This is a genomic window from Streptomyces sp. NPDC107528 (genome assembly GCF_055639295.1).
Window position 1 is genome coordinate 276,213 of sequence record NZ_JBVKAV010000010.1, and the last position, 22,930, is coordinate 299,142.

The 22,930-nt window shown below is 71.2% G+C and carries 26 protein-coding genes and 2 pseudogenes; 20 read left to right on the plus strand and 8 right to left on the minus strand.

Annotated features, from left to right (window positions below):
• Nucleotides 1-221 precede the first annotated feature (221 nt).
• The 3 genes from ACZ7L5_RS30615 to ACZ7L5_RS30625 are packed head-to-tail and all read left to right on the plus strand — an operon-like array spanning nt 222 to nt 2,052.
• On the plus strand, nt 222-758 hold the full coding sequence (locus tag ACZ7L5_RS30615) for a hypothetical protein (RefSeq protein WP_471520613.1): 537 nt from the start codon (nt 222-224) through the stop codon (nt 756-758).
• 5 nt (nt 759-763) lie between these two features.
• A complete protein-coding gene (locus ACZ7L5_RS30620) occupies nt 764-1,375 on the plus strand; it encodes a hypothetical protein (protein ID WP_471520615.1) in 612 nt (203 codons plus the stop codon).
• Between the two features lie 38 nt (nt 1,376-1,413).
• On the plus strand, nt 1,414-2,052 hold the full coding sequence (locus tag ACZ7L5_RS30625; RefSeq protein WP_471520617.1) for a hypothetical protein: 639 nt from the start codon (nt 1,414-1,416) through the stop codon (nt 2,050-2,052).
• A 25-nt stretch (nt 2,053-2,077) separates the two neighbouring features.
• Here the strand turns inward: ACZ7L5_RS30625 and ACZ7L5_RS30630 are convergent, their stop codons facing one another.
• Complete coding sequence (locus ACZ7L5_RS30630) at nt 2,078-3,007, minus strand: LysR family transcriptional regulator (RefSeq protein ID WP_471520619.1); 930 nt, start codon at nt 3,005-3,007, stop codon at nt 2,078-2,080.
• A 234-nt stretch (nt 3,008-3,241) separates the two neighbouring features.
• Here ACZ7L5_RS30630 and ACZ7L5_RS30635 point away from each other — a divergent pair, with 234 nt between their 5' ends.
• Both ACZ7L5_RS30635 and ACZ7L5_RS30640 read left to right on the plus strand, forming a co-directional pair.
• Entirely contained in the window at nt 3,242-3,499 is a 258-nt protein-coding gene (locus ACZ7L5_RS30635; protein WP_467482701.1) for a hypothetical protein, read from the plus strand.
• Nucleotides 3,496-3,867 (plus strand): fic family toxin-antitoxin system, toxin component, encoded by a 372-nt coding sequence (locus ACZ7L5_RS30640; protein ID WP_467482700.1) that lies wholly within the window; start codon nt 3,496-3,498, stop codon nt 3,865-3,867. Before ACZ7L5_RS30635 ends, ACZ7L5_RS30640 begins: the two co-directional genes overlap by 4 nt.
• A 163-nt stretch (nt 3,868-4,030) precedes the next feature.
• Here the strand turns inward: ACZ7L5_RS30640 and ACZ7L5_RS30645 are convergent, their stop codons facing one another.
• Complete coding sequence (locus ACZ7L5_RS30645) at nt 4,031-5,518, minus strand: PucR family transcriptional regulator (protein WP_471520621.1); 1,488 nt, start codon at nt 5,516-5,518, stop codon at nt 4,031-4,033.
• 172 nt (nt 5,519-5,690) lie between these two features.
• Here ACZ7L5_RS30645 and ACZ7L5_RS30650 point away from each other — a divergent pair, with 172 nt between their 5' ends.
• From ACZ7L5_RS30650 to ACZ7L5_RS30685, 8 genes are all read left to right on the plus strand, one after another.
• Nucleotides 5,691-5,870, plus strand: coding sequence for a hypothetical protein (locus tag ACZ7L5_RS30650; RefSeq protein ID WP_471520623.1), 180 nt, complete (start codon nt 5,691-5,693; stop codon nt 5,868-5,870).
• Nucleotides 5,867-7,174, plus strand: a complete 1,308-nt coding sequence (locus tag ACZ7L5_RS30655) for a flavin monoamine oxidase family protein (protein ID WP_471520625.1) — start codon at nt 5,867-5,869, stop codon at nt 7,172-7,174. The genes ACZ7L5_RS30650 and ACZ7L5_RS30655 overlap by 4 nt, the downstream gene beginning before the upstream one ends.
• A complete protein-coding gene (locus ACZ7L5_RS30660; protein ID WP_471520627.1) occupies nt 7,171-8,223 on the plus strand; it encodes an MDR/zinc-dependent alcohol dehydrogenase-like family protein in 1,053 nt (350 codons plus the stop codon). Before ACZ7L5_RS30655 ends, ACZ7L5_RS30660 begins: the two co-directional genes overlap by 4 nt.
• A gap of 5 nt (nt 8,224-8,228) precedes the next feature.
• On the plus strand, nt 8,229-8,639 hold the full coding sequence (locus tag ACZ7L5_RS30665) for an acyl-CoA thioesterase (protein WP_471520629.1): 411 nt from the start codon (nt 8,229-8,231) through the stop codon (nt 8,637-8,639).
• Between the two features lies 1 nt (nt 8,640).
• Entirely contained in the window at nt 8,641-9,474 is an 834-nt protein-coding gene (locus ACZ7L5_RS30670) for a beta-keto acid cleavage family enzyme (protein WP_471520630.1), read from the plus strand.
• Between the two features lie 34 nt (nt 9,475-9,508).
• Nucleotides 9,509-11,002 carry an APC family permease gene (locus tag ACZ7L5_RS30675; protein WP_471520632.1) on the plus strand — a complete coding sequence of 498 codons (1,494 nt, stop codon included), beginning with the start codon at nt 9,509-9,511 and terminating at the stop codon, nt 11,000-11,002.
• On the plus strand, nt 10,999-11,265 hold the full coding sequence (locus tag ACZ7L5_RS30680) for a hypothetical protein (RefSeq protein ID WP_471520634.1): 267 nt from the start codon (nt 10,999-11,001) through the stop codon (nt 11,263-11,265). The genes ACZ7L5_RS30675 and ACZ7L5_RS30680 overlap by 4 nt, the downstream gene beginning before the upstream one ends.
• Before the next feature lie 336 nt (nt 11,266-11,601).
• Nucleotides 11,602-13,281, plus strand: coding sequence for an ABC transporter substrate-binding protein (locus tag ACZ7L5_RS30685; RefSeq protein ID WP_471520637.1), 1,680 nt, complete (start codon nt 11,602-11,604; stop codon nt 13,279-13,281).
• Between the two features lie 18 nt (nt 13,282-13,299).
• Here the strand turns inward: ACZ7L5_RS30685 and ACZ7L5_RS30690 are convergent, their stop codons facing one another.
• Nucleotides 13,300-14,031 (minus strand): hypothetical protein, encoded by a 732-nt coding sequence (locus tag ACZ7L5_RS30690; protein ID WP_471520639.1) that lies wholly within the window; start codon nt 14,029-14,031, stop codon nt 13,300-13,302.
• A 164-nt stretch (nt 14,032-14,195) separates the two neighbouring features.
• On the minus strand, nt 14,196-14,858 hold the full coding sequence (locus ACZ7L5_RS30695; RefSeq protein ID WP_471520641.1) for a TetR/AcrR family transcriptional regulator: 663 nt from the start codon (nt 14,856-14,858) through the stop codon (nt 14,196-14,198).
• A gap of 78 nt (nt 14,859-14,936) precedes the next feature.
• Here ACZ7L5_RS30695 and ACZ7L5_RS30700 point away from each other — a divergent pair, with 78 nt between their 5' ends.
• A complete protein-coding gene (locus ACZ7L5_RS30700) occupies nt 14,937-15,800 on the plus strand; it encodes a sterol desaturase family protein (protein ID WP_471520642.1) in 864 nt (287 codons plus the stop codon).
• On the plus strand, nt 15,787-16,359 hold the full coding sequence (locus ACZ7L5_RS30705; RefSeq protein WP_471520644.1) for an SRPBCC family protein: 573 nt from the start codon (nt 15,787-15,789) through the stop codon (nt 16,357-16,359). Before ACZ7L5_RS30700 ends, ACZ7L5_RS30705 begins: the two co-directional genes overlap by 14 nt.
• Here ACZ7L5_RS30705 and ACZ7L5_RS30710 read toward each other — a convergent pair.
• Nucleotides 16,295-16,483: pseudogene (locus ACZ7L5_RS30710) on the minus strand (hypothetical protein); the annotation flags it as partial. The gene ACZ7L5_RS30705 and the pseudogene ACZ7L5_RS30710 overlap by 65 nt on opposite strands.
• Between ACZ7L5_RS30710 and ACZ7L5_RS30715 the strand changes: the two are divergent.
• Nucleotides 16,445-16,703 (plus strand): annotated as a pseudogene (locus tag ACZ7L5_RS30715) (hypothetical protein). The pseudogenes ACZ7L5_RS30710 and ACZ7L5_RS30715 sit on opposite strands and share 39 nt — an antisense overlap.
• Before the next feature lie 169 nt (nt 16,704-16,872).
• Complete coding sequence (locus ACZ7L5_RS30720; protein ID WP_471520646.1) at nt 16,873-17,958, plus strand: DUF6745 domain-containing protein; 1,086 nt, start codon at nt 16,873-16,875, stop codon at nt 17,956-17,958.
• Between the two features lie 15 nt (nt 17,959-17,973).
• Here the strand turns inward: ACZ7L5_RS30720 and ACZ7L5_RS30725 are convergent, their stop codons facing one another.
• Entirely contained in the window at nt 17,974-18,609 is a 636-nt protein-coding gene (locus tag ACZ7L5_RS30725) for a LysE family translocator (protein WP_471520648.1), read from the minus strand.
• A 126-nt stretch (nt 18,610-18,735) separates the two neighbouring features.
• Here ACZ7L5_RS30725 and ACZ7L5_RS30730 point away from each other — a divergent pair, with 126 nt between their 5' ends.
• On the plus strand, nt 18,736-19,836 hold the full coding sequence (locus ACZ7L5_RS30730; RefSeq protein WP_471520902.1) for an ArsR/SmtB family transcription factor: 1,101 nt from the start codon (nt 18,736-18,738) through the stop codon (nt 19,834-19,836).
• 87 nt (nt 19,837-19,923) lie between these two features.
• Here ACZ7L5_RS30730 and ACZ7L5_RS30735 read toward each other — a convergent pair whose 3' ends face one another.
• The gene (locus ACZ7L5_RS30735) at nt 19,924-20,241 is read right to left on the minus strand and encodes a hypothetical protein (protein ID WP_471520650.1); all 318 of its coding nucleotides are present in this window, start codon (nt 20,239-20,241) and stop codon (nt 19,924-19,926) included.
• Between the two features lie 230 nt (nt 20,242-20,471).
• On the opposite strand from ACZ7L5_RS30735, the gene ACZ7L5_RS30740 reads away from it, so the two are divergent.
• Both ACZ7L5_RS30740 and ACZ7L5_RS30745 read left to right on the plus strand, forming a co-directional pair.
• Nucleotides 20,472-21,497 (plus strand): M35 family metalloendopeptidase, encoded by a 1,026-nt coding sequence (locus ACZ7L5_RS30740; protein WP_471520652.1) that lies wholly within the window; start codon nt 20,472-20,474, stop codon nt 21,495-21,497.
• 90 nt (nt 21,498-21,587) lie between these two features.
• Entirely contained in the window at nt 21,588-22,019 is a 432-nt protein-coding gene (locus ACZ7L5_RS30745) for an ATP-binding protein (RefSeq protein ID WP_471520654.1), read from the plus strand.
• Nucleotides 22,020-22,117: 98 nt separating this feature from the next.
• Here ACZ7L5_RS30745 and ACZ7L5_RS30750 read toward each other — a convergent pair whose 3' ends face one another.
• Nucleotides 22,118-22,615, minus strand: a complete 498-nt coding sequence (locus ACZ7L5_RS30750; RefSeq protein WP_471520656.1) for a cupin domain-containing protein — start codon at nt 22,613-22,615, stop codon at nt 22,118-22,120.
• Nucleotides 22,616-22,930: the final 315 nt, after the last annotated feature.

Sequence of the window (22,930 nt, forward strand, 5' to 3'; positions counted from 1 at the left end):
GCCAGGGCGGCGAGCCCACGGGACGCCCACCTCCTGCGTTCACAACACGAGGGCGCGTAATAAAGGGGACCTCTCGGGCATCGCGTGAGGATGCTCCCGGCATTCACAACAACCCTTCTGCGACCGGTCGTTGCCATGGCGACGCGTGCCACGATGACGATCGCCGGAGGAAACCTGCCGAGGTCGGGACCCGGTCACCGCACGCGAAGGGAAGGACGCCCATGGGGACTAGGAAACGCCGCAACACCAAGGCGGTGATCACGGGCGCGGGAATCCTCGGAGTCGTCTGCGCGGCAGCCTTCACCATCGGTTCGGCCGGTGCCGCGCCCGAGGCGGCACGCAAACACTGCGCCGTCAACGTGGGCAACGAAGAGGAGAAGTGCTTCCGTACGCCGCAGGAGGCCAAGGAGTACGCCGAGGTCAAGATCAAGGACGATGCGCTCGGCGCCCAGACGGGTGTCGAGCAGCCGACGGACGTCGTCATCGGCACCCTCTTCAAGAACCGCCGCTACGGGGGCGACTCGATCACCCTGTGGGGCAGCCGCCCCTGCGGCAAGGTGCGCGAGACCGGCTTCTACTTCAATCTCCCGGACGACTGGAAGGGCAAGGTCTCCTCCGTGCAGGGCTGGGCCGAGTGCGAGGTCACCCTGTACTCGCGGCCCTATCTCGACGGCGTGGCCTCACCCGGGTTCCCGGACCTGACGCCGGCCCTGGAGGGGCAGTGGAACGACTACGCCGAGTCCATCGAGTTCCGGTGAAGCCGATGAAGCCGCACAGCCGTGCCCGCTGGGCGGGCGTTCTCGCCGTGCTGTTCGCGGGGAGCAGTCTGCTGACCGCCCCTGCCGCACGGGGCGAGGAGTCCCGCCCCACCGACGCCGAACTGCTCGCCAAGTGCGAGAACGGCACCAAGAAATGCGTGTTCCACCCCAGCGGCCCGCTCGTCGAGACGGCCGGCGAGCGGCGCAAGGTGGGCGACGAGGCCTACAACTGCACACCGCGCCTGCAGCGTTCGGGCATCACGTGGTCGGACACCGTGGAGGAGACCAACAGCGTCGGCAACTCCGCGACCGTCGGCACCGGTTTCGGAGGACCGCTGTCCCTCAGCGTCTCCACGTCCTTCGAGAGGACGTGGAAGAAGTCCAGGACCGAGAGTGCCACCACGTTCATCGACGTACGGCCGTACCAGGTGGGCTGGCTGGAGCGGACCCCCGATCTGCAGAAGGTCGAGGGGACCTACGAGCTGATCTTCGAGGACCGCTTCGAGGGCAAGCGCTACTGGTACGTCCCCTTCGAAGCCACCGCCCCGCTGGAGACCAGCAGCATGGCGCAGCGCACCCGGCCCATGACCAAGGACGAGAAGGCGAACCACTGTTGAGGACATCGAGGACACACGCGCAGGAAGGAAACCCGCACATGACGCGTGCACACCACCGCGCCCTGTGGACCGGCGCGCTGACCCTGCTGTTCGCCGCCGGCAGCCTCGTGACGGTCCCCGCCGCGCAGGCCGACGAGCGCCCGCCGACCGCTCGTGAACTGCTGGCGAAGTGCGACAACGGCACCAAGAAGTGCGTCTTCCACCCGGAGGGCGCTCTCACGATCGCCCCGGGCAAGGACCACCGGGTCGGCGACTTCGCCTTCAACTGCACCCAGGACGACCAGACCTCCTCGCGTGGGTGGGAGGACACCACGGGGGAGACCAACTCCCTGAGGGTGTCACTGAGGGAAGACGTGGAGGCGAACTTCCTCGGCTTCATCAAGGTCTTCAAGGCGTCCTTCGAGCAGTCCTACACACGCACCTGGTCGTCCTCGCACACGGAGACCCAGACCACGTTCATCAACGTTCCCGCGCAACACGTCGGATGGGTGACCCGGGCGCCCAAGATGCAGCAGGTCAAGGGAACCGTCGAGCTGATCTTCGAGGACCGCTTCGAGGGCAAGCGCTACTGGTACGTGCCCTTCGAGGCCACCGGCCCCGCCGAGGGCGAACCCAGCGTCAAGACCCAGCGCACCCGGCCGATGACGGCGAAGGAACGCTCCACGTACTGCTCGTAGCGCTTCAGGCGGCTGTTCGTCGCGCTCACGCGCCGAGACCGGCGCGAGGGTGCCCGGCCGCCGTCGTGAGGGCCGCGAGCAACTGGGGCAGGCCGGGCGGCGTGGCCAGCATGCTCCACACCGCCGAGAAGCGTCCGAGCGGCGCTTCCTCCAGTTCGAGCGGCACCAGACCCTGCGGAAGGTGCGCCGTTACGGACTCGGGCTGGAGCATCACCGCCTTGGTGGTGGTGAGGCGGGCGTGGGCGAGGCTGAGCCAGGTCTCCGTGAGGTCCGGGGCCGCACCCGTGGCGGCGGCGAGCCGGTGGACCGCCCGCCAGTGCCCCGGGTGACTGGAGCGCGGCCAGCTCAGCCACTCGTGGCCCGCCAGCTCCGCGATGCCCACCCGGCCCCGCTCCGCCAGCGGATGCCGAGCTCCGACCACGGCGCACCACGGTTCGCGCCCCAGCTCCTGGCAGGCCGTCCGACCGCCCCCGAAGGCGAGTTCCAGCCCGACGCCGACATGTACCCGCCCCTCGGCCACGGCGGCCCGCAGACCGAGCTCGGAGTACTGCTCGCTGCGCAACTGGAGCTCCGGCGCGCTACGGCCCAGCAGCCCGGCGGCCCGGGGGAGCAGCCGGTGCGCCGCCGAGGCGGTGTGCCCCACGACCAGGACCGCCCCACCCCGTTGCGCCACTTCGCGGGCGTCGACGATCGCCTCGTCCAGGGCCTCCAGGAGCGGCTGTACGCGCTCCTGGAGGAGATGGCCGGACCGGGTGAGACGGACGCTGCGCGTGGTCCGCCGGAACAACTGCACGCTCAGGCCGGCTTCGAGCCCGCGCACCTGCGACGACACCGCCTGCTGGGTGAGGTAGAGCCGCGCGCCGGCCCGGGTGAAGCTCAGTTCCTGCGCGACCACCATGAAGGTTCTGAGCAGCCGGATGTCGATCAGGTCGGCGTCGGGTCCCGAGTTCCCCATGTGTGCTCCTTCGACCGGCCCCGTGCGCGCCGCACCACCGGCGCGCCTTTCTGTACGGAGCCGTACGAAGGCGGGGTCCGGCACGCTCACGGCCCTCGAGGGCTCCGGGACCGCCGGCGCCATGACCTGCACCGACGCCGAAGAACGCTGAGCACCGGTGAGCATTTCGTGCTGCCCGCCGGGGTGCGTCCGTGGCGGGGTGCATGCCTGCTACCACCCTGCTACCATGTGGGGATGACTTCCGCGAAGAAGCAGACGCAGGTGCGGCTCGAAGAGGACGTGCTCGCGGCCGGCAAGGCCGCCGCAGCCGCCCGCAGGCTGGACTTCAACCGGTACGTGGAGCGGCTCATCATCGAGGACACCACCGGTGCCCGCGCCGCCGGCATGGCGGCGGCCCAGCGGCTCATCGACGAGCACGGCGCCTTCCTCGACGACCTGGAGGAGCAGCTCGACGCTCCGTACGCCGACGCGCAGCGCGGCGCCGCCGCGTGATCCTGCACGTCGACGAATCCTGGATCCTCGAAGTCGCCGAACGGGCCGGGCAGCGCGACCCGGCCGCCGACGACTACGGCGTGCCCATCGCCGCCGTGGCCCGCCACCGCGGCGAACTCCTCGACACCCCCGTCTACGACGGCGCCTACGCCCGGGCCGCCGCCCTCGTGCACAACCTCGGCCGCTGCCGCTGGCTGGAGCGCTCCAACCTCACCGTCGCCTGCGCCGTCGCCGTCATGTATCTCGAGGCCAGCAATATCCCCGTCAACCCCACTCGCGAGCAACTCACCGCCCTTGCACATGAGTTGAACAACCCCCGCTGCACCGCCGCCCGCATCGCCGCCTTCCTGCGCACCTGGAAGCCCTGACCCGGAGCCCCCGGCCGCCTGCGAAGCCCGGCCCGCTCGTCGTCCGCCGCACGGACGACCGCGACGCCGCCGGGGCGGTAATTGCTCATGTCCGGTGAGCGGTGTGGTGCCCCGCGCCGGCCTGTTCGGGCTCCCGGCCACCGCTCGGAGCCGACACCCGCGGCTACTGCCGGGGCTCCCGGGAGAACAGCCGGTGCGCTTTCACCGCGATCCACAGTTCGGCGAGGTCGCGGGAGCCCTTCAGGCTGCGACCCGTGGCCTCCTCTATCTGCTGGAGCCGGTACGCAAGGCTCTGCCGGTGAATGCTCAGCTCCTCGGCCGTCGCCGCCCAGCTGCGCCCGTTCTCCAGGTAGCACTCAAGGGTGCGCAAGAGACGTTCGCCGCGAGCGCCCGGGGCGGCCAGGGGGCCCAGGACCCCTTGCACGATCTCGCGGGCCGTTTCGCCGTCCCGAGGCAGCACCGACCCCCTGAACTCCCCGTACCGTGCTACGGCGCCGGCCTTCTCGGGCGCCGCGGCCAACGCCCACGCCGCTTTGCCGATCGCGTCGTCGAGGCCGGACAGGGTGGCGAAGGGCGGGGACACTCCGACGCCCCGGGCCAGCGGGCCGACCGCGTCGAGGGCCTCCCGCTCCGCCTGCCTGCTGACGCAGACGACCAGCCGGTCGGGCAGACGGTGGGGCAGATGGGCGACTCCGGCCGCGTACAGCATCACCAGGAGGTCGTTGGGCTCGTCCGTGGCGGCGGCGAAGACGACCATCTCCCCCTCGGGCAGCCCGAACTCGCGGCACTGGTCGGCGAGGGCGTCCACCGGCAGACGCCCACCGAGCACCAGGGACACCAGGTGTTCGCCCCGTGCCAGGGTGAGTGTCGCCGTCGCCATGACGTTGTTCACCGCGGCGGTCACCGCCTGCTGGACGTGAGCCAGGGCGAACGAGTCCAGCATGTGGTTGTCGGCCTCTTCGACGAGCAGTACCGCCTTGCGCGCCGCGTGCAGGGGCCAGGACCGCAAAGACCCCGTGGACACGGACAGGCCGCGGGGCTGCGGCTCGGTCTGCGCGTGGGCCAGCCGGCTCACCTCGCGAACGGTCCGCGGCGGTGGGTTCAGCCTCCCCGGGAACAGTACGGCCCCGGTGGCCGCGTCAGCGACCGCCATGCGGATGCCGAAGGTGTTCTCGACGCTGCGCAAGGCCTGTGACGGGCTCGACGGAACCTGGTTGAGCGCCCGGTAGAGACGGCTGATCCGAATGAGCTGCTGTGCCTGGCCGGCCTCGCCGGCGAGGGCCACCGTCCGTCCAAGGACCACGAAGGGCACCTCATGGCTGGTGGAGAGCACGGGGAAGGCGAGCCGGTCGGCCTCTTCCAGCATGGCCGCGGTGAGCGGGGGCGCCATCCCGTCCTCGCCGAGTGTCATGCCGGACAGCTGGGCCCCGGCGAGCCGCCGTACGAAGTCCACCTGATCCCGCTCCGCCGCCGGAAGGCCCAGCCCCACCGTCATGAGCAGCTCGTCGAGGCCGAGCCAGCGCCATGGGTCGGGCATCTCGCAGCTGTGCGCCCACAGCACCACCCGGTCCAGGCCCCGGGCGCCCGCCAGCACCGTCTGCCCCAGCGTCGGCATGGCAGCCAGCTCGGCGAGGGTCAACAAATCGGCCATCGGACTCTCCCGTACTCCAGTACTGACCCGTGCGGCTTTCCCTGACTTCAGCACGGTGGAGGGCTCAGGCAGGACATGACTAGCGTCACACCACATCCGAGACAGGCCCTCCGAGGTGTTCCAGGCGACTGCCGCCCGCCGGGGTCGCCGGCGGCACGAGGAAGGCGGACACATGACGACCGAGACTCCGCACGGCACGGCACCCGCGGCCGACGCGACCGCCGGCCGCGGTGACTCCCGCCGCCCGCGGTCGGCCCCGGCCGAGACCTCCCCGACTCCCGCAGAGAAAGGCCTCGTTGTGTACCAGCAGGACCCACCGCCCCTCTCCGATGCGCCGGAGGCCACCCCGTGACCGTCCGGCGCGGCGCCCGGCGCGTCGCCGTTCTCGGCGCGGGTCTGGCCGGACTCGCCGCGGCGACCCGCCTGCGCGCCGCGGGCCGTGACGTCACGGTCTTCGAGGCCAGACAGCGCGTCGGCGGCCGAGTCTGGTCCCAGACCGTCGACACCGGACACGAGGCACCGGCCGTCATCGAGCGCGGTGCGGAGTTCGTCCTCGACGGCTACGACTCGATGCGCCGGCTGCTGGCCCTCACCGGACTCGACCTGATCGACACCGGCATGAGCTATTACGTCCGGGCCCTGGCCGAGACGCCCTCGATCACCACCGGCGACATCGCCGAGGCGGGCGGACGCGCCGCCGCCCTGGCCCGAGCCCTGCCCGGTACGCCCTCGACCGAGGACGTACTGCGGCGGCTGGACGAAGCGCCCGCGCTGCTGGAGGCGCTGCGGGCACGGGTGGAGATCTCCACGGCGGTGGAAGCGCACCGGGTGACAGCGGCGGCGCTCCACCACGTCGCGTCGTTCGAGCCCCTGCCCAGCCGGCGGGTCGCGGGCGGCAACCAGCGGCTGCCCGACGCCCTGGGCGCCCGGCTGGGCGGGGCGGTACGGCTCGGCGAGGTGGTGCGCCGGGTCAGCCAGGACGAGCGCGGAGTCGTCGTCGCCACCGAGGCCGCGGAAGCCCTCTTCGACGCCGTCGTCGTCGCCCTGCCCCTCGCCGTCGTACGCGACCCCGAGACCCTCGCGCTCGACCTGCCGGGATGGAAGCGGGAGGCCCTCGGCCATGTCGTCCAGGGCCAGGCCGCCAAGCTGCACCTTCCGCTGCGTACGCCGCCCGCGACCAGCGCGCTGATGTCGGTGCGGGGCCGCTTCTGGAACTGGACCGCCCTCGACGCCGCAGGCCGTGTGTCCCCGGTGCTCAACGGCTTCATGGGGTCGCCCTCGGCCATCGGGGCGGCGGCCCTCACCGAGGGACCCGACGCTTGGGTCCGGGCCACCCGGCTGATCCGCCCCGACCTGGACTTCGACCCGGCCCGGCCCGCCACCCTCACGGTGTGGCAGACGGACCCCTTCGCCCGAGGCGCCTACGCGGCGCACAGCCCCCGGACCCCGGCGGACAACGCCGAACTGCTCGAACGCCCAGTGGGCTCCGTCCACTTCGCGGGCGAATACGCGGACCCCGACTGCACCGGCCTGATGGAGGGCGCGATCCGCAGCGGCGAACGCGCCGCCGACCGTGTCATCGGCCGCGGCAGAACACAGGCGATGTTCAGCCGAACAGGCGCCTCCTGTTTCCCAGTTGAGGATGGTGTGCGATGACTACCGCTGGTGACAACGCCTCCGGCGAGATGAGCGACTTCGCCCGGCGGCTCGGCGTCGACCGGGTCGTCCGGCCGGCGGGGAGCCTGCCCCAGGCCGCCGACGCGCTGGACGCCTCCAGGCCCATGGGCCCGTTCGAGTTCGAGGTCGACGTGCAGCGCCTGTGTCTGGACGCGACGTCCTTCCGCAACGTCCGCGAGCACGCGGGCGGCGACCCCACCGCCATGGGCGAACGCATCATGGAGATCGTCGGGGCCCGCGGGAAGATGCACAACCCGGTGACGGACAGCGGCGGAGTGGCGCTCGGTGTCGTGCGGGCCGTGGGCGCACAGGTCACCGACCCGCCGGAGACCGGCACCCGCGTCCTGCCGCTCGCCTCCCTGACCCTCCTGCCGCTGCGGCTCCGTTCAATCGTCCACGTGGACCCGGCTTCGGCCCAGGTGGAGGTCGAGGGCACCGCGTACGTGTGCGACCGCATCCCGTGGGGTCACCTCCCCGACGACATGGACACCGCGCAGGCCGTGGAGCTCTACGACGTCTACGGGGCCGCTTCCCACGTCCGCCGGCTGGCGCCGGACAAGGGCGTCGTCTACGTCCTCGGCTGCGGGCACGCGGGCAGGCTGGCCATGGCGGCGGCACGTGACTCGATGAGCCAGTCCCTGGTGGTGGCCGTCGACGTGGACCCCGAATCGGTCGGCCGGGCCCAGGAGAGCGGGCTGTGCGACATCGGCGTCGTCGCCGATCTCCAGGACCCGGTGGCGGCCCTGGCCGCGGTGCACCAGGCCGGTGCGCCGCCGGCCGACCTGACCGTGGTCGTCGTCAACGCCCCGCGCTGTGAGGCGTTCTCCATCCTGGCGACCAGGGAGGGCGGCACCGTGCTGTTCTTCTCCATGGCCACGAACTTCAGCACGGCGGCGCTGACGGCCGACGGCCTGGGACACGACGTCACCATGCTCGTCGGCAGCGGCTACGGCCCCGACATGGGCCGGTACGCCTTCGACCTGGCCCGCCGCACCCCCGCCCTGCGAGCCCCCGCCCCTGGACGGTGAGCCGCGTGACGACCAGGCCCACCACCCATCAGGTACAGGTCCGCTGGCCGGACTTCGACATCAACGGCCATGTCACCCACAGCACCGTCGTCGCCTACCTCGAGGTAGGCCGCGACGCCGTCCTGTCCGCCCATGGCCTTCCCGGTACGGACTGGGTCGTGCGGCACTGCGCGATCGACTACGTGAAGGAGCTGCGTCCCCGGGGCCCGCACGTGGAGTACCGCTGCGACGGAGTCAGCCCGGGGCGTACCAGCCTGCGGGTCAGCGAACGCCTCATGCAGGACGGTGAGACGGCCGTCTCCGCCGAGTTCGTGCTGGTGCTGTGGAACGGCGCGCGGCAGACGGCACGGGACCTCACCACCGCCGAACGGCACGAACTCGCCGCCCTCACCACACCCGACGACAGGGAGCTCTGACATGCGGGACTGGAACGCGAGGCCCGTGGTCGTCACCGCGGCGATCACCGGCGCGGACGTCACCCGGGACACCAACCCCAACATCCCCTACACCCCGGAGGAGATCGCCGAGTCGAGTCTGCGCTCGGTGGAAGCCGGAGCCGCGATCGTCGCCCTCCATGCCCGGGAGCCCGACGGCACGCCCAGCGGCCGCCCGGAGTTGTTCCAGGAGGCGATCGGGCGGATCCGCGAAAAAGCCCCGCACGCGGTGGTCAACGTGTCCACGGGCGGGGCCGACACGATGAGCACCGAGGAACGCCTCGGCGGCCTCCGGGCGGCGCCGGACATGTGCGGTGTCGAAACCGGGTCGATGAACTTCGGCGACGGCACGTTCATCACCTCCCCCGCCGCCGGGCGGGAGATCATCGCCCGGGCCACCGCCCAGCACACCGCCCTGGAGGTCGAGGCCTTCGAGGTCGGCCATGTCATCAGCGCCGTCCGGCTGCTCGAAGAGGGGCTGCTGCCCAGGCCGTTGCGAGTGAACCTGGTCTTCGGGGTGCCCGGCGGGATCGACGCGAGCCCCGAGGCGCTCGACGCGATGATCCGCCCCCTGCCCGAGGGCACCTTCTGGTCGGTGACCTGCGTGGGCCGCCACCACGACCGCATGCTCGCCCTGGCTCTGCTCCGCGGAGCCGGCGGAGTGCGCACCGGGCTGGAGGACATCGCCTACATCAGCAAGGGCGTCCTCGCCCCGTCCAACGAGGCGCTCGTCGCCAAACTCGCCGGTCTCGCGACCACTCTCGGACGCGAGGTCGCCACCCTCAGCCAGGCCCGAGAGCTGCTGGCGATCGGCTGACCCGGGCGCCCGCCCTCTGATCGGAGGTCTTGCCATGCTCACGCACACGCAGAAAAACACGGACGAGGACACCCCACCGGGAAGAAGCGCGCGTCACGCCCAGCTGAGGATGCTCCCGCTGGTCGGACTCATCTTCTTCAGCGTCTCCGGCGGTCCTTTCGGCCTGGAGAACGCGGTGGGCGGTGCCGGCGTCGGCATGACCCTGGCGATGCTGCTGCTCGTACCGCTGGTCTACGGCATTCCCTGTGCGCTGATGGTGGCGGAACTCGGGACGGCGCTTCCCCTCAAGGGCGGCTTCTACTCCTGGGTGAAGGTCGGCCTGGGGCCGCGCGCCGCCTTCGCGAAGGGCATGTGGGTCTGGATGGCGGCGTGCCTGAGCACATCGCTGTTCCCGATCATCTTCGCCGACTATCTGGCGCAGTGGGTGCCGGCCCTGGCCCGCGGCAACAACGCCTGGCTCACGCTGTTCGGCGGCGCCGTCTCGTTCGACGGGCACTGGGTCGCAGCCCTGTGCTTCATGGTTCCGCTGGCCTGGCTGAACAGCAGGGGCGCCCATGTCGTGGGCCGGGCCACGCTGGTGATGATGGTGTTCGTGCTCGCCCCCTTCGCGGTGATGGCGGTGCTGGCGGCGTTCCGCGTGATGCGGCACCCGCAAGCCGGGGAACTCGCCGGGTTCACGGTGAACGGCGCCGGCGCCCTGGGGTCGGCGGGCGTGGCGCTGGGCGTCATCCTGTGGTGCTACTCGGGCTGGGACGCGCCGAGCCCCGTGCTCAACCAGGTCGCCGATCCGGGGCGGACCCTCCGGCGGGCGCTGCTGTGGTCCGTCCCCCTGATCATCCTGTCCTACGTCGTGCCGGTCGTGGCGGCGCTCGCCAGCGGTCTGCACGCGGGACGGCCCGAGTTGTGGGGCGGCGGCGACTTCGCGGCGGCGGTCGCCCTCCTGGGGGGTTCGTGGCTGAAGAGCCTCGTCACCATCGGCGCCGTCATGTCCACCGTGGGACTGTTCTCCTCCTTGCTGATCCCGGCGTCGCAGACCCCGAGCCTGATGGCGCGGGACGGGTACCTCCCGCAATGGCTCGCCAGGACCAGCCCCAGATTCGGCACTCCCACGCGTTCCATCGTGGTCTGCTGTCTGATCTTTGCGGTCTTCTGCTCCATGGAGTTCACGGTCGTCATCGATGCCGCGGTCCTGATCAGCCTGGGCGGCCTCATGCTGGAATTCGCCTCACTGGTCGTCCTGCGCCGTCGCCACCCCGACCTGCCCCGGCCGTTCCGGGTGCCCGGGGGCACCGCGGGGCTCGTCTTCGTCGTCGCCGGTCCGGCGGTCGTCACCGTCTGGATGATCTGGAGCACCTGGCACCACAAGCCCCTCTCCTTCTGGATCGGTGTCGTCTACCTAGCCGCCGGCGGCGTGCTGTATCCCCTCGCGAAGCGGCTCAGCACACGCGAGCCGGCGCCGGCCGACCTCGGCTCCACGGACCTCGGCCCCGCCGCCGACCGCGTCAAGGCGGCCCTGGCGCGCCGGTGAGGCGTCGCCGTGTTCTGGCTGCGCCGGGAGCCGGCACGGCCCGCGTCCTCGTCCCCCTCCTTGACGAGCCCACCACCGGACGTACCGCCCTCATGATCACCCACGACCTCGACCTCGCCCCGGACGCCGACCGCGTCCTGGTCCCGGACCACGGACGGATGGGCGAGTCAGGAACCCACCAAGAGCCGTTGTCGCGCGGCGGCTTCTACGCCCGCCTGTACGGTTCACAGACCGGCAGCCCCCACACTCCCGTCCGGCCCTGACGCGAGAGATCCCCCTCGTCGCCCGCCGGTCACCGGCGGTTCCGCTCCTGCCGCGCCGGACCCGCCGGCACAGCGCTCATCTTGCCCGCGCACTTCGCCGCCGCGGTACCGGACCATCGATACCGACTGACGCATCGGTCAATAAAAGCCGTGCGCGGCGTTGACAGGGCGCTCCGGCGCGTGCAGGCTTTCGGCCAATCGAGGGCGGTTTCGGCCGGTGCCGGTGGTCCGCCCACAGCGGCGCGACGCTCCCACCGGCACGCCGCCCTCCGCCCGATCCCGTTCCCAGAGGTGCCTCGCTCTCATCCCCTTCGGCAGTTGCACGAGAGGACGGCCATGGCCGGACCGTTGCACATCCCGACCCGACGACTTGTCCTGGCCACCGGTGCGGCCGGTGCGGCAGGCGCCTTCCTCAGCGGCTGCACCGCGGAGGCCCGGCCCGTCCGGTCCGGCCCCCTGGCCGACGTCCCGGAGTGGGCACCCGGCCCGGGCGCCGATCCTCCCGGCGCCCGCCGCATGGGAAAGGTGATCACGGCCTGGGCGACGGAGGCCCAGTCCTACGACCCCGCCATCGGCTGGGACCTGCACAGCTGGGAGGCCATCTCGACCGTTCTGCACTCCCCGCTCTACCACTACCGGGGTCAGTACGACGGGCCCGCCCCGCACGCCGCCGCAGCCATGCCGAAGGTGTCCCGGGACGGCCGCGTGTACACCGTCCCCCTGCGCCGTGACGCGCGCTTCCACAACGGCCGGCCGGTCACCGCGCAGGACTACGTCGACAGCTGGACCCGCATCCTGGACCCCGGCCTCGCCTCCTGGGCCGCGAGCTTCCTGTTCACGATCGAGGGTGCTCAGGCGGTCTACGAGCAGAAGGCCGAGAAGGTCAGCGGACTGAAAGCCCTCGACTCCCACACCCTCCGGATCCGGCTGACCGATCCCGATGTCCTCCTGCTCGCCCTGCTGTGCCAGCCCTACACCGCCGCCCTGCCCGCCGAGGAGATCCGCCGCCTCGGCAGCTCCTTCGGCCGCACCCCGGTCGGCACCGGCCCTTACCGGATCACCCGCTACGACAGCAAACGCCAGCGGGCCACGTTCCGCCGCTTCGAGAAGTACTTCTGGGACGGCACCCCGCTCGTCGACACCGTCGAGTTCCGCTGGGGCATCGACTACTCGATGCAGTCGCTCCAGCTCAACGCCGGCAGTGTCGACATCCTCGGCGAAGGGCTGGTGGCCAGCCAGGCGCCCAAGTTCACCGCCGACCAGGACACCCGCGAGCGGTTCGTCCACCCCGTGCCCGTCCGAGGCAGCCAGTGGCTCGCCCTCAACCTCAAACGTCCGGAACTGCGCGACCGGCGCGTACGGCAGGCCCTGAACTGGGCGGTGGACCGCGAACAGCTCATGCGCGTCACCTTCGGACTGGCCGACCCGTGGGGCTGCCCCTTCCCGGAGAAACTGGACCGGTACCGGCGTACGGCGAAGCCCTACACCTACGACCCGGACCGGGCCCGCGCCCTGTTGCGCGAGGCCGGGGTCGGGCGTCTGCGACTGGACTTCCCGCACGGCAGCCAGGACCCCTGGCCGCTGCTCGCCCAGGTGCTGCAGCAGCAGTTCGCCGAAGTGGGCGTGGACATCGAGCTGCGCGGCATGGGCCAGACGGCCTTCGACCAGATCACGGCCGAGGGGGAAGGAGACATCTACGGACGGCACATGTACATCACGCTGAACAGCGCCCTGGAGAACGTCTCCTCCAACTACACCACCGGCGCCTCGTACAACTACGCCGGCTACGAGAACAAGGTCGTCGACGAGCTCACCGCCAAGGCCCGCACGGCACGCACCCTGGAGGCCTCCAACGCGTTCCTCGCCCAGGTGGAGGAGGAACTCGTCCGGGACGCGGCCGGGGTGTACATCGGGAGCATGCGGTTCCTCGCCGCCCGCAGGCCGGAGGTACGCAACTACCAGATGCGCGGGGAATCCGGCTCCTACTACGACCGGATGTGGCTCGGGGCGGCCTGACGACGACCGGCGTCGTCGTCAGTGGTCCGCGGCCTCGGGCTGTGCCTCGGCCTCGGGTGCGGCCGTCGGCCGGGACGCGGGGGCGACGTAGAAGACGGACCGGCCCTGCTTGGAGCGTTCGGCCTGGCTCTTGGCCACGAGTCCCTCCAGCGTGATGCGCACGACCTTGGGGGAGACGGCGCGCGGGGGGCGGGCCTGGCCGAGGGCGGCGGAGATCTCCGCGGCGGAACGCGGCTCCTTCTGCTCGGTGAGGTGGCGGCGAATGAGCTCGACCAGGGTGGGCTGCGAGGCCTTCGCCGCACCCGTCGCCCCGGAGGCGGACTTCCCGGCCGCCTTCTTGACCGGCGAGCCACCCGACTTGCCCGCCTGGGACTTCGCCCCGGCCGCCGTGGCGTCCGTGTGCTCCTTCGTCGCGGCCGTGGCATCGGCCTTCGGCTTCGTCGCGGCCGATGCGCCCGCCTTCCGCTTCGCTCCGGTCGTGGTGCTCGTCTTCTTCCGCCTCGGCGAGGGCACCTTGGCAGGTGTCTCGGACTGTGTCTCCGGCTTCGCCGACGGGGCGGTGATGCCGAGCGCCTGCTGCATGTTCAGCAGCACGCTGTGGTCGTGCTGGAGGGTGGCGAGCTGCTCCTGCAGGGCGGCGATCTCCGCACTGACGCGTTCCTGCTCCTTGATGTTCGACTCCAGGTCGCCGGACACGCGGGTGATGTACTGCGATGCCAGTTCGGTGGCGGGGGCGGTTGTCTCGGGCATGACGCTGACCTTTCGGCTGGTGAGGCGTACTACGGCAGATGCCGATGCCTTGGTCTACCGATAGTACGGATCAGAGGAGCCAACTGTTCCCCACCGGGGTTGGCAAGAGGTAGTACCCAAACGGCAGTTCGTGTCCGCCGTCGAGACAGGTGCCGGCGCGGGGATCAGTGCTGTCTGTTCGGCTCGTCCCATATCCGCTGGTAGTCGTCCCAGCCCAACTGCGGGGCCGGCAGCCCGGTGTGGACGGCGCGCAGGCCGTCGAGTGTCAGGGTCAGCATCCTGCGGCGTGCGTGGTCGTCCTCGTCGGTGCGGCGGGGGTACCGGCTGAACATCTCGACCACGTGGGTGAGATCGAGCGTGGTGATGTCTTCGCGTACGGTCCCGTCGTCGTGGCCCCGGCGCAGCAGCCGCTCCGCCAGTTCCTTGGCCTCCGCGTTGGCGGCGGTCACCTGCTCGGGCAGCGCGAACGTACCGGCCAGCGCGGCGAACGCGCCCGCCCGGGCCTCGACGGCGGTGGCCATGTACCGTGCCAGGACCTCCCAGCCGGTGCCTTTTGCCTCCAGTGCGGCTCGCAGGTCGCGGATCGTCTGGGCGATGCCGATGGCGCACAGCCGCTGCAGGAGCTGCTCCTTGCTGCCGTAGCGCCGGTAGAGGGTGCCGATCCCGACGCCCGCCCGTTCGGCGATGGCGGAGACAGGTGCGTCGGCACCTTGCTCCGCGAAGACGGCCCGGGCCGCGCTCAGCACCAGGGTGTCGTTGCGTTGTGCCTCCGCCTGGCGGCCGTAACGCCCGCCCGGCCGCAGCCCCTCGGCCTCACTTTCCTTCATGGTGTCCAACCTATTGCCTGTCGGAGCGTTTCGCTCCGATACTCCAGTCGGAGCGAAACGCTCCGATAGGAGGCCTCGATGGAAAACACGTCCCTGCTGGCCCTGTCCGCCCCCCTTTTCGTGCTGCTCATCGTTGTCGAGATGGTCTACTACCGGCTGCACCCCGACGAGAACGCCAGCGGCTACGGAGTCCGCGACACCGCCGCCAGCTTCGCCGTGGGCGCGGGGGCGGCCGTCGTGGACATCGTCTACAAGACGATCGCCCTCGCCGCCTTCGTCGGCCTGTACCAACTCACGCCGCTGCGCGTCGAGGTCACCTGGATGACCTTCCCGCTGATCCTGCTCGCCCAGGACTTCTGCTACTACTGGATGCACCGCGAGCACCACCGGGTGCGGGTGCTGTGGGCCAGCCACGTGGTGCACCACTCCAGCGTCAGGTACAACTTCTCCACGTCGATCCGACAGCCCTGGACCGGCCTGACCTCGCAGATCTTCCACATTCCCCTTGCCCTGGCCGGCGTTCCGCCCTGGGCGATCCTCCTGTGCGGCGGCATCAACATGCTGACGCAGTTCTGGCTGCACACCGACCGCATCGGCAGGCTTCCGCGCGTCATCGAGAGGGTGATCAACACACCCTCCAGCCACCGTGTGCACCACGCCTCGCAAGGGGGCTACCTGGACCGGAACTTCGGCGGCATCCTGATGATCTGGGACCAGCTCTTCGGGACGTGGGCGGTGGAGACGGAACGGCCCTTGTACGGGCTCACCAAGAACATCGACACGCACAATCCGCTGCGCATCGTCTCCCACGAATACGCCGCCCTGGGGCGCGACGTGGCGCGGGCAGGGCGGTGGCGGGACCGTGCCCGTCATGTGCTGGGCCGGCCGGGTTGGCAGCCCGGGCAGCAGGCGGCGCCGGTTGTGCGTGATGACGTCCACTGACTGCGACCCGCTGGACGGGCCCGGGCAGGCGCACGCACGCGCGCGTATCCGGATGCTGCGGGAGTCCGTCGTCGTCGCGGCCCCGCCCGAGGACGTGTTCGCGGCGCTCAGTGACATGCGGCGGATGCCGCAGTGGAGTCCGGAGTGCGTCGGCGTGTGGATGCTCCGGGAGAGAAGGGGCGCCCTCCCCTCCTTCATCGGCCTCAACCGCAACGGCGCCCGCCGGTGGTTCACCTACTGCAAGGTGATCACCGCGGACGCGCCGCGGGAGTTCGCGTTCCGGGTGTCGGTCGCCGGACTGCCCATCGCCGTCTGGGGATTCAGCCTGCGTCCCGCAGGCGGCACCGGCACCGGTGCCCCCGCCACCCGCGTCACCCAGCACTGGCACGACCTGCGCCGGGGGCGCCGGGGAAAGATCGCCGACCTGCTGGGCCGGGTGGCCGCCGGCACCTCGCCGACGGCACGGGTCCACACGAACCGGTCGGGCATGGCCCTCACCCTGCGCCGCTTGAAAGCCGCCGTGGAGGCGGCAGCGAAGCCGGCGGCCGAGGAGGAGTGACGATGGGGGAGTGCCGGCCGGCCGCCGCCGGGATGCGCTCCAGGACACCTCCGGCGAAGACGTCGTACAGCGGCAGCGACTCCAGGTGGACATAGCCGATGTGGCAGTCGCACACCGCCAGCGGGCCGGCGAGCCCCGGGACGGGCGGGGGCCTGGTCCTGGCGCTGGGCGAGGTCACGGGGCACGCCCATGCGGTGCAGGGCCCGGGCCGACTGGTGTGCGAGCGAGGGGGGTCCGGGCCGATGCTGCTGCACCTGCCGCAGGGAGGGCCGGTGGTGCACGAGGAGCACACCGCGATTCCGCTGCCCGAGGGCTGATACCGGGTGATCCGACAGCGGGAGTAAGTGCCGGGATCGGTGGCCCGGTTCGTCGCGGACTGACACACCGTCCCCACAGGGGCGGTCCGGACAGGGCAGTCCGAACGTGCGCTTCGGACAACGCAGTTCAGGCACGGCGGCTCAAGCACACCAGCTCAGGCACACCGGCTCAGTACGCACACATGAGGACACCCCCATGACGACACCGACCACCGAGGCCCTCACCGGCACTCCCTTCGCACCCCAGCCCGCCGGCACCACCGACCCCGTCGGCCCCGGCGCGCCGCCCGTACCGCACACCACGGACGCCTGGCGCGCCGTCGCCGCCGCCTCCGGAGCGGCCGACCGGGCAGCCGCCGAGGCAGGTGTCCGCCTCGCGTACCGGGCCGCCGGACTCGCCGAGCCCCGCCGTGTGCTGTGGGCGGAGTCCCCCCTGGCCGCGGTGCGGCACTTGCGCCGGGCCGATGGATATGGCCGGAGTGTGTTCGAGGAGGTCCGCACCCGCCCCTGGGCTGCCGAACGAGCCCGCGCGGCAGCGGAGTTGGGGCCCGTCGGTTACGCGGCACTGTGGGCGGCGACCGGGGGCCGGCTGTGGGAGCCGACGCGAGCGCTGGCGGACCTGATCCGGGCCGGGATCGTCGAGGAGCTGGACGATGAAGCGGCCGTCCGGCTGCTGCTGCTCGACGCGGTCCTGGGCCAGCACGACGCCCCCTGGCTGGCCGCGCTCGCCGGCCGGGGCCCCGCGCTCGACGGACTCGCCGAGGTGGCCCGGCACGCCGGCTGGTGGTGGCCGTACGAGGAGGCGGTCGTGATCTGCGAGCGCCCGGTGGAACTGCACCGGGACGAGGCGGGCCGGCTCGACCGTGGCGACGGTCCCGCCCTTGCCTTCCCCGACGGATTCGCGCTGTACGCCTGGCGGGGCATGCCCGTGCCGCAGGACTTCCTCGCCGGGCTGTCGGACCTCACCCCGGACCGGATCCGCGCGGAGGAGAACGCCGAACTGCGGCGGGTGATGCTGGAGTTCTACGGCTACGACCGCTATCTCGCCGACTCGGGCGCCGAGCCCGTGCACCGTGACGAGACCGGCGTGCTGTGGCGGATCGCGCTGGACGGCGACGAGGACGTGGTGATGGTGGAGGTGGTGAACTCCACCGCCGAGCCGGACGGCACGTTCAACACGTACTGGCTCCGCGTCCCGCCCACCACCCGGACGGCACGCGAGGGCGTCGCCTGGACCTTCGGGGTCACGGCGCAGGAGTACGCGCCCGTCCGGCAGACCTGACCCGATGGCCGCTTGTCAGTTCCGCCCGGCGGCGACGGTGAAGCCGAGGCCGATCAGGGCGACACCGCCCGCGCCTCCGATCGCCGACAATCGGCGGTCGGAGCCGGCGAGCCAGCCCCGGGCGGCCGAAGCGCTCAGTCCCCAGGCGGTGTCACAGATCAGGCCGATGCCCGCCGGGATCAGGCCGAGGACCATCATCTGCACCGGCACATGGCCGGCGGAGTGGTCCACGAACTGGGGCAGGACGGCGGCGAAGAAGACCAGGCCCTTCGGATTGGTGGCGCCGACGAACAGACCGTCCAGCACCGTGCGCAGATCGCCGCGCCGCTCACCGCCCGCGGCCGCCATGTCGGCCCGCAGCCGGCCGCGGTGACGGAACGCCTGGACACCCAGGTACACGAGGTAGGCGGCGCCCGCGAGCTTCACCGCCGTGAACACCGTGGCGGAGCTCTGCACGAGAGTGCCGAGGCCGAGGGCGACGGCGACGACCAGGACGTAGCTGCCCAGGAGGTTGCCTGCGACCGTGGCGAGCGCGGTGCGCCGGCCGTGGGCGAGGGCGCGCCCCACCACGAACAGCACACTCGGGCCCGGGATCGCGATCACGACGAGGGACATGGCGGCGAAGGCGAGAAGGCTGTCATCGGTCACCATCGGCGGTACTTCCTGATCTGCGCGGGGATCCGGCTCCGGATCCACGGTTGGGATCCGGAACCCTGAGCCTGCTGGAGACGACGAGATCCGATCAACTGATTGTGAAATCCTGCAATCGTGATCACGATGCGCTTCACCGAGACCGCTGAAGAGGACATCGCCTTCTCCGTCTCGCCACTGCTCGAAGCCGTGCACTCCTGGCACGTACTCACCGACCCCGGACACCACGCCCTGCACGTGCCCTGGGTGCGGCGGTGCCGCCGGCTGCCCGCCGCCCTGCGCCGCCGCATCCGTGAGCACGGCTTCGTGGTCGCCGACTACATCCCCGCGTTCTTCGAGAGCCGGGCGGGCGACCACGACGCCGACTTCGCGGACCAGCTCGCCGCCGTGCGGGCCCTGCCGCCCGACCGGCTCGCCGCCGAGCTCGCCCAGAACCTCGTCGCCGACACCACCGGCACCGGATTCGACCTCGTCGCGGACCCCGGCCGGCGGGACGAGGCCGTCGCCGAACTCCGCCGGGCCGACGCGGACAGGGCGGCGCTGCTGAGCGACATCCTCACCGACCCCCGCCCCCTCCTGGACGACGTGCTCAGCACGCTCCAGGACTACTGGGACGCCGCCTTCGCGCACGAGTGGGAGCGCGTCGAACCCGGCCTCTACGAGTCGATCGCGGCGGCGGGCGCCCGGATCGCCCACCAAGGGCTCTTCCCGATGCTCCGCACCCTCGTCCCGCAGATCCGCATCGATCCCGCCAGGCGGACGCTACGGCTGGACCGCCCGCACGACCACGACATCGCCGTCACCCGCCCCCACCCCGTGACCTTCACGGCCAGCCACTACGTGTGGCCCCATGTCAGGGTCACCTGCGAGAACCCCTGGCCGCTGCGCATCACCTACCCCGCCCTGCCCCTCGCGCCCGCCTCGGCGCCCCGCCCCGCCAGCCAGGAGGACACCCTCACCGCCCTGCGGGCCCTGGCCGCCGCGCCCCGGCTGCAGATCATCACCCAGCTCGCCGGGCAGAGCCGCAGCACCCAGGAGCTCGCCACGCTGCTCGGCCTGTCCCCCTCGGTGATCTCCCGCCATCTCCACCAGCTCACCCAGGCAGGGCTCACCACCACCCGGCGCGAGGGCTACTACGTCCTGTACTCCGTCGACCCCGCCCGCCTCGCCCAGATCGCCAGTGGCCTCACCGACCTCGTGCCCGACGCACCCGGCGGCACTCAGTGAGCGACGGTGGCGCCAAGCCGGAACGTGCGACGCGGAGCAGCAATCTTTCGACCGCCTGCTCAACACCGTCTTCACCGGCGCCCGGGGTTACGGCGCCACCGCCCGCAACCCGCTGATCTCGAAGTGGGCTTGAGCGGTGCAGTCACGGGACAGCGGGATGTTGACGACTGCCGAGTCCTCACCCTGCACGTACACGACGGACAGATCGAACTCGGTGTCCGCGGTGTAGGTGAGCGCTCGGTAGATGTCACCCGCGAAGAAGTCACGGCCGGTCTCGAAGGCGACCTGCGTGCGCTCCCACAGGGTGTACGACAGATCATGGCCGACGGTGAAGGTGCCGTCGGACCGGAAGCGGACGAACGAGCTGCGCGAGTCCGACAGGACGTAATAGGAAGCGCTGTACACAGGGCATCTCCTTGTCTGGAACGGCCCGCACCACTCAAGCACCCGGCCTCCGGGGCCTTTGGGGATGCCGAGGCAGAGGAAGGGGCAACCCCGGTGAGGGCCCGGACGGAGCGCGAGCCGCCCGTTCCGCCACCCCATCGGGCAGCACCCGGGCGGAACACCGGCGTTAGCTTCCACCGGGAGGCGTGGTTCACCAGCGTCTCCGGCAGCCGCACCGTCAGGAGAACGCGATGTACGAGATCCCCCACCAGCAGGTCGAGGCCGTACAGGCCTGCGTGGCCTTCGACTGGTCACGATACGAGCCCGCCATCACGGCTCTGTGGCAGCAGTGGGACCAGTGGGCCGCATCGCCCTGGGATCCCGAGGAGTGGGTCGCGCGCCTGTGGCCCGACGCTGCGACCACGGCGGAGAGCTTCCGCGCGTTCGCGGCCGTTCTGACGGAGTTCTGGTCGCCCTACTACGACGCGTCCCTTTTCACCGCCGGGATACGGCAGTTGCTCACCGACATCTACCAACCCGCACCCGCCGTGCCGCAGCCCGAGCCCGTCCTGGACGACGGCGGGGCCGTCGCCATGGGTTCCCTGTTCGACGACTTCGACAAGGACGCCGGTATGGGCTCCCTGTTCGACGACGGCCCCGGAGCGTCAGGGCCGGTAGCGGAACCGGCCGCCGTGGTGACAACCTCGACCGTCCCCGCGCCGACCGTCTTCGGCGGTCGGCCGTTCACCGCGGGGGAGGAGCAACTCATCGCCGCCGCACGCGACTTGGCCCAGACCAGCGCGAAGGCCGCGCTGGAGGACGTCACCAGGTCGGACGGCTTCGAGGGCATGATCGCGGAGTTTTTCGGAGGCGCCTGGACGTCTGTTGACGACTTCATCAGCCGCACGTACCGCGCCGTGGTCGCGCAGGCGGCCCACGCCCGGATCCACATGTACGGCAGCGGCGGGAACGAGAAGCTCACCTCGTCCATGGCCGACGGCAGCGCGTTCGCGTACACCGACGTCGGCAACGCCATCTTCCTGGCGGAGAGGTTCTGGGAACTCGACCCCGACCAGCAGGGCTTCTGCATCCTGCACGAGCTCTCCCACTTCGTCGACCCCGAGATCCTCGACAGATCCACTTTCTTCGAGAAGACAGGCTTGGGTAAGACATACGGGTTCGAATGCGCGACCAACGCCTACAGCTACCAGTACTTCGCCGAGGCGCTGGCGACGCGGGCATCCGCACCGGCCGCGGGCCCAGTGCGTCGAAGTTGAGGGAAATGCCCTAGCGATCGTTTTCACATCGTATGACAGGCTAAAAACGATCAGTAATGGAATGGATGGAAAGAGAGTTTGGTGTAGGTCATGCCCGTATCGCTCGATACCTTCCGGCCCGCCCTCGCGCGCACCGTCAACCTGGCCAACAGCGCGCAAGCGGTCCGCTGCGCACGGCGTGCCGTGTCCTTTCTCCTCGCTCGCCAGGGCTTTCTGAAGGGGCCGGACGGGGAACGCAGCGAGCAGGCCGAGGCCGCTCTGCTGGTCGTGTCCGAGCTGGTGACGAACGCCTGTCGGCACACGCCCGGCCCAGGGCGTCTGGGCATGGTCCTGCGCGGCGGGTGCCTGGTGCTTGAGGTGGGCGACCGGAGCCGGATCGCGCCCCACCTGGTGCCGCCCGGCGACCGGGGGCCGTGGGGAGGCTTCGGGCTCGGAATCGTCTCGGAGCTGGTCGACGACTGGTCCGTGGTCAGCACCGGCCAGGGCAAGGCGATCAGGGTGACGCTCCCGATGGCGGTGTGAACCGCTGCTGTCCGCTCACGTCCGCCCCCGGTCCGGGCCCGCCGCGCGAACCGGCCCGCCCCCGCCCTCGCCGGAGCGGCGCATGAGGCCCCCGCACATCACGTGGGCTCGTTCACCACTCTCGCCCGGCCGTCGCCGCCCGGCAGGCTCGTGAACACGCAGTCCCAGCGCGCCCCCAGTTCCCGTAGCGCCGCGGTCGGCGGGTCGCCGTTCGTCGCCGCGTTCAGTTCCGCCATCTCCGCGAAGAAGCCGTCCAGGGCCGGCGAGGTGATGAACAGGAACCGCACTTCGGCCGGCCCGGCGTTGTAGGGCCGGTGCACGGCTCCGCGCGGCACCATCGCGTACTCACCGGCACGCAGGGTGATCGTGCGGTCGTCGACATCCAGACTGAGCTCGCCCTCCAGCACGCGGAACGCCTCCTCGTGCCGCTCGTGCACATGGGGAGGCGGCCCGGGCGCCCCGGCGGCATGCGAGTACTCGATCAGTGAGTAGGCCCCGCCGGTCACCGCCCCGTCGATCTTCACCGTCATGGGAGCGCCGGTCGGACCTCGGAAGCTCCGGCCCTGTCCCGCCGCGATCACCGTGGGATCACTCATGTCATCACCGCCCATGACGCCGCCCCGGACCATCGTCACGCCGCACAGCGGCGAACGCATGTCAGCCCGGGACCGGCCCGGGGCGTGCGGGTTGTCCTGGCGTCGGCGGCGGTGGGGTGGTGCGGCATGAGGCACGCCGGGTTGCCGGGGGAGACAACCCGGCGTGCCGTGCCCGTCGTGGAAGCGGGGGCAGTGCCACGACGGAGGTTGGGTCGAAGCGCGTGCCGACCGAGCGTCAGCATCCCATTGCCCGAGCCCCCGGCCGGGCCGTCCGCAGCGCCTGGAGCGTCGCACATGGCACCTCGCAGCTCACCC